The sequence below is a fragment of the Clostridium sp. genome (genome assembly GCF_051656525.1).
GTDB lineage: Bacteria > Bacillota > Clostridia > Clostridiales > Clostridiaceae > Clostridium.
In genome coordinates this window covers 1-6,030 of record NZ_JBOGCC010000318.1, presented here as the reverse complement: position 1 = coordinate 6,030, position 6,030 = coordinate 1, and the positions used below count along the sequence as shown (strand labels likewise).

The following is a 6,030-nucleotide window of genomic DNA, read 5'->3' as shown; positions in this document are numbered from 1 at the left end:
CTAATGCTTCATCTAAAATCCCTTGATCTTCTAAATATAACTTCATAACTTTCCATGCTTATTCAAATGTAAATTCATATCTTTGTATTATTCCATCAATAATTATATCATCAGATATATCTTTTTTTAATCCTTCATCTAATCTATTTAGTGCTTTAAAAAACTCTAGTTTTCTTTCATCTAAATTTTTCATATTTGATACCTACTTCTAATTTATTTATCTCTACTATACACTCATATTTTTTACACTCAAGAAAAAGCTCTAGATAAAAAATTTATCTAAAGCTTTTATTGTTCTAATATTCTGTTTTGAATATTCCTTTTCTTATCATGTCTATTGGGATTATTGTTACTGCAAGTCCTATTACTATTAACCAATGGATTGGCTCTATTGGTGTACAGCTAAATATGCTTCCACCTACAAATGTTAATACAACTTGTACTATTACGATTATTCCCATAACTTTTATGAATCCTGGATTCTCTCCTATATTTTCAAATATATTAGCACTTCCACTTCTTACATTGAATCCATTAAATACTGCTGCAAGTACAAACATTGAGAAGTAAGCTGTTAAATGCTCTCCTTCTGTAGTAAACATATTTTTGAAAAATGGCATCATTAGGAATGCAAAACTTAATATTGTCACCCAAGTACCTGCAATTAAAACTTGCTTCATCATTTCTTTTGAAACAATACTTTGAGTTCTTGATTTTGGCTTTTCATTCATATATTTATTAAGTGCTGGTTCTGAACCAAGTGCTAATGCTCCAAGTCCATCCATAACAAGGTTTATCCAAAGGATATGTGTTATTTCTAAAGGCTGTGGCAATCCAAAGAATGGTGCTATTGCACATACTGCAACTGCTGCAACATTTATTGTTAATTGGAATTTTATAAATTTTAAAATGTTATTATAAATTGTTCTTCCATAAAGTATTGCACTTTGGATAGATTTAAAGTTATCATCTAAAATTACTATATCTCCAACTTCCTTTGCTAAATCTGTTCCAGATCCCATTGCAAATCCTACATCTGCCCTTTTAAGTGCTGGTGCATCATTTACTCCATCTCCAGTCATTCCACAAACTAAATTTAACTCCTGTGAAATCTTAACCATTCTTGATTTATCTGTTGGAAGAGCTCTTGCTATAACTCTAAGATTTGGTAAAATCTTTTTGATTTCATCATCACTCATATTATTTAACTCTTCTGATGTTAATGCAATATGATTACTTGAAGTTATTAGCCCACAATCTTTTGCTATTGCAAAGGCAGTCTCTTTTCTATCACCAGTTATCATAACAACTTGGATACCTGCATTTTGAACATCTTTTATAGCTTCTCTTGCCTCAGGTCTTACATCATCTCTAATTCCTACAAATCCTACAATTACTAAATCATCTGGAAGTGTATCTTCAACTAAAGGTTTTTCACTATAAGCAAAAGATAATACTCTCATTTCCTTACTTGCAAGCTCATCAATCTTTGCATTTATCTTATTTTTATCTAGAACCTTTATATTTCCATTTCCATCAACATATTTAGTAGCCTTAGAAAGTAACCTTTCAGGTGCTCCCTTATATACTGTTTTTCCTTCAAGCTCTGATGCTGAATACTTATTAGCTGAATTAAAGGCTTGAATATTTACGATATTTACGTCTTCATATTTTTCCATCTCTGTTTTTGTTAAGTAGTTTAATAATGCCTTATCAGTAGCATTTCCACCAATAACACTTCCACTACCATCAAACATAGCTGCTGTATTTTTCCCAATACACATTCCCATAAGTTCTTTTATCTTAAAACTGTCCTTATAAGAATTTTTAATTTCTCCATCAAAAAACTCTACAACTTCAAGTTGTCCTTTTGTTATTGTTCCTGTTTTATCTGAGAATAAAATATTTAATGAACCTGCTGTTTCTATTCCAATTGGCTTTCTTACAAGTACATTCTTTTGTAGCATTTTTGATGTATTTCTCATTAAAACTATTGCAATCATAAGAGGTAATCCTTCTGGAACTGCCATAACAACAATAACTACTGCAACCATTAATGCATCTAAAAGTTGTTTAAATATAGCCATTCCACCTAGTGCCATATAAGCAGATATACTCTCTGCTCCCATAACATTTTGAACCATTATAGCTAGTCCAATAACTACTGCACCAATATATCCAAACTTAGATATCTTTTCTGCAAGCTCAGTAAGCTTAACTTTTAATGGACTTTCTACATCATCATCAGCCATGTCCTCTGCCATAGTCCCCATAACAGTCTTCATGCCAACTCGCTCAACTCTCATAACACCACTACCACCAACAGTAACAGCACCTCTGAAAAGTGAGGAGGCATCAACAAAAACATCACCAGTTAGCTTAAATTCAGCTGTTGCAGCAACTTCCTCTGCACCACTAGATAATGGAGTCTTCTTACACTCTTCAGACTCTCCATTAAGAGATGAATTATCAACCTTTATATCACCCTTAATTAAACTACCATCAGCAGGAATCTTATCCCCTGATTGAAGAATAACTAAATCTCCAACAACTAAGTCATCAATCTCCACTTCAATAGCTTCATTATTTCTATAAACCTTACAAACATCCTTAGAAGCATTCTCCTTAAGCTTTCTATACTCATTATCAGATGCAACCTCTGTCTTTGCAGAAATAACAGTAACTAAAAGAACTGAAATAACAATCCCCACAATCTCACCAATCTCTGCGTAGCCCATAAAAGACATAATCCCCATAATAACAGCTATTCCTAAAAGTAGCTTAATCATAGGATCATCAAATGCCGCCTTAAACTTATCAAAAAAAGTCTCAGGCTCAGCCTCGTGAATAACATTATCACCACTCAGCTCCCTGCTCCTCTTCACCTCATCATTACTAAGACCCTTCATACCAAAACCTCCTACTTAATTAAACAACCCAAGTATTCCATTCAAATCAGCAACTTTCCCTTCTCCTACAGCTTTAAACTGCCATTCTGAAGAATCTCTTATAAGTTCTGCAAATATTACTGATGTTGCTGTTGAGCTATCTTCTTTTAAGTTAAATTTACATAATTCTTTTTCTCCATTTGCAGTGTCTAAAAGTCTTACATATGAGTTGTTTACCATTCCAAATGTTTGTCTTTTTTCCATAGCCATACTTATTGTAACTACAAATACTATTTTCATTATTTCAGGGCTTATTTGTGATAAATCTATATCCATAGTTTCATCATCACCATCTCCAGCACCTGTTCTGTTATCTCCATTTAAAGTTATTCCTTGACCATTTTTATTATTGAAGAATATAACATTTGATACAACGTTAAATTTATTATTTCTATCTAATAAAAATGCCGCTATGTCTAAATCAAAATCTTGCCCATTCTGTGCTATGTCCCAACCTGCTCCAAGCCTCACCTTTGTTAACCCTGGATTTCTCTTTGTTAAATCTAAAATATCATTCTTTTGTAAGTTTAAAGAAACTCCCATAGGTGCACTATTAATATTATTTCCACCTAAGTTCTCAAATCCAGTCCCTAAATTAATTCCCATTCCTCTTCACTCCTATCTCTCTCTTAATTCTTAATTTTACTTATACATTTTAGATATTGAGTCTATGCTTCCTTTTAAAAGCTCTCCTCGTGCTTTAAAGTTCCACGATGATCCGCTTTTTGAAAGTTCTGCAAAAAGTATTGCTGTGTTGTCTCCTCCATCATCTGAAAGGTTATATCTACAAATCTCCATGCTTCCTCTATCTTCATTTAAAAGTCTTACATATGCATTTTTTACTTCTTTAAAACTTTGTTTTCTTGAAGCTGCTGAGTATATAACTACTGCAAATATAACTTTTTCACAAGCTCTTGGAAGTCTATTTAATTCAACTGTGATTTTTTCATCATCACCTTCTCCTTCTCCTGTTAAGTTATCTCCATGAAGTTTTATTCCTACACCATTTTGATGTCCAAAATAAATTATTCCATTGCTTATTAGTTTCTCATTTGAATCTAATAAGTATGCGCATAAATCTAAGTCATAGTTTTTAGTGAATCCAAGGAAACCTCTTTTTTCTGCTACATCCCATCCTGCTCCAAGCATTATTTTATTTAGTGTTGGGTCCTCTTTTGTTAAATTTAAGATATCATTCTTTTTAAGGTTTAATACGTTCATTCTCTCTTTCCCCCCTACATATATAAACTTAAAATTCCATTTAAGTCTGCTATTTTCCCTTCTCCAATTGCTTTAAACTGCCATTCTCCTGATACTTTATAAAGTTCTGCAAATACTACTGATGTTGATGTTGAGCTATTTTCTTTTAAATTAAATATACAAATTTCTTTCTCATTACTTTTTGCATTTAAAAGTCTTACAAATGAGTTTTCAACCATTCCAAAAGTTTGTCTCTTTGTTTGTGCTTCATGAATTGTAACAACAAAAACTATTTTTTCTACATATGGAGGTAATTTTCTTAAATTCATTTGAATTCTTTCATCATCACCTTCACCTGCTCCTGTTCTATTGTCTCCTAAAAGTTCTATTCCAGGCCCTTTCATATTGTTAAAGAAAATTACATCCTCTGGTATATGCTGAACTCTTCCATTTCCATTTAATAAAAATGCTGCTATATCTAAATCAAAATCTTGTCCATTTTGTGCTACATCCCATCCTGCTCCTAATATAACCTCTTCTAGTCCTGGCTCTCTTTTAGTTAAGTTTAAAACATCATTTTTCTTTAAATTTAATGATCCTGTATTACCTGTTGTACTAGTTCCTCCACCCATAAATCCACCTAAATTAATTCCCATTTTATACTCCTCCCTTTAACTTATATATTTGATATATTTTTTTTCATATCATGCTTAATTACTTCAAGTCTCTTAGAATTTTCCATTCTCTCATTTCTATTTTGCTCTTGAATAGCTTTTGTATCTTCTATTCCTTTCATAATTGTTTCATATGATTTCTCTAAAGTACTAATTGCAACAGAACTTCCTGATGCCATTTTTGCTATTTCAACAGATTGTCTTGCTGTATTTGCTGCATTTCTCATAATAAGTTCATTTGTTTTATCATCAAGTTGCTTTATTGATTTTGCTTGAATTTCTTGTCTTTTCAATATTACTGCTTGTGCTAAACATTGCTTAAATATTGGAAGTGTTACTATAAATGATGAATTTATTTTTCTCATTAAATTAAAGTTTGACATTTGAATTGTCTGTATCATTGGAGCTGCTTGAATTGCTACATTTTCAGCTATTTGTAAGTCATATACTCTTTGAGATAACATCTCTTTACTTATTTCAAGCTTTTGAATCATCATATGTCTTTGCTCTTCATTTATACTCATATCATTTCCAATTTGACCTATATACATATCAATCTCTTCTAAAGCTATCTCTCCTGCAACTATATATTTTTCTAGTAATTGATAGTACTGAATATTCCCATCATATAGCTTTTTAAGATGAGCATTCGATTGCTTTATATCAGTTTCATATTTCTTTAATAATACATATATTTTTTCAACTTCAATTCCCATTCTGTCATATTTTTGGAATAGCTTAGCTACACTATTTCCTACATTCTTCATAAACTTTGAAAACATAGAAGGCTTTTCAGTATTCTCAATTTCTTTTATATCAAACTTATCCATTATTTTAGTTAAGTTTACAAGCATTTCTCCTGCTTCTTCTGCTTTTACTGATTTCATAGAATTTAATAATTCATCTGAAATTTTTGAAATATTTTCACTTGCACCTTGTCCAAACATTATTATAGAATTTGGATTTTGAACTTCTACTTCTCCTGTAAGTCTTTGAACTTCTGTGGAATTTCTAAGAATTTGTTTATAGGCTGTAATATCACCCATATCCATTCCTTGCATTTGCCCATTATTCATATTCATATTCATGTCATTGCCCATGCTAAAATCATTATTCATCATTTGAGTTTGTCCATATCCTTGTTGCATAGAATTGCCCATATTATTGTCATTCACCATAGTTTCCCCCTATTTACTTAAAAGTCTTGA

The 6,030-nt window shown here is 31.4% G+C and carries 6 protein-coding genes; all 6 read right to left on the bottom strand.

Annotated features, from left to right (window positions below; all coding sequences use genetic code 11):
• Nucleotides 1-58: 58 nt before the first annotated feature.
• A complete protein-coding gene (locus ACRDDY_RS15995) occupies nt 59-193 on the bottom strand; it encodes a hypothetical protein (RefSeq protein ID WP_438565936.1) in 135 nt (44 codons plus the stop codon).
• Nucleotides 194-296: 103 nt separating this feature from the next.
• Nucleotides 297-2,909 (bottom strand): calcium-translocating P-type ATPase, PMCA-type, encoded by a 2,613-nt coding sequence (locus tag ACRDDY_RS15990; protein ID WP_438565935.1) that lies wholly within the window; start codon nt 2,907-2,909, stop codon nt 297-299.
• Nucleotides 2,910-2,924: 15 nt separating this feature from the next.
• Entirely contained in the window at nt 2,925-3,554 is a 630-nt protein-coding gene (locus ACRDDY_RS15985; protein ID WP_438565934.1) for a TerD family protein, read from the bottom strand.
• A 36-nt stretch (nt 3,555-3,590) separates the two neighbouring features.
• The gene (locus tag ACRDDY_RS15980; RefSeq protein ID WP_438565933.1) at nt 3,591-4,169 is read right to left on the bottom strand and encodes a TerD family protein; all 579 of its coding nucleotides are present in this window, start codon (nt 4,167-4,169) and stop codon (nt 3,591-3,593) included.
• Between the two features lie 14 nt (nt 4,170-4,183).
• Nucleotides 4,184-4,804 carry a TerD family protein gene (locus tag ACRDDY_RS15975; RefSeq protein WP_438565932.1) on the bottom strand — a complete coding sequence of 207 codons (621 nt, stop codon included), beginning with the start codon at nt 4,802-4,804 and terminating at the stop codon, nt 4,184-4,186.
• Nucleotides 4,805-4,824: 20 nt separating this feature from the next.
• The gene (locus ACRDDY_RS15970) at nt 4,825-6,000 is read right to left on the bottom strand and encodes a toxic anion resistance protein (protein WP_438565931.1); all 1,176 of its coding nucleotides are present in this window, start codon (nt 5,998-6,000) and stop codon (nt 4,825-4,827) included.
• Between the last annotated feature and the right edge of the window lie 30 nt (nt 6,001-6,030).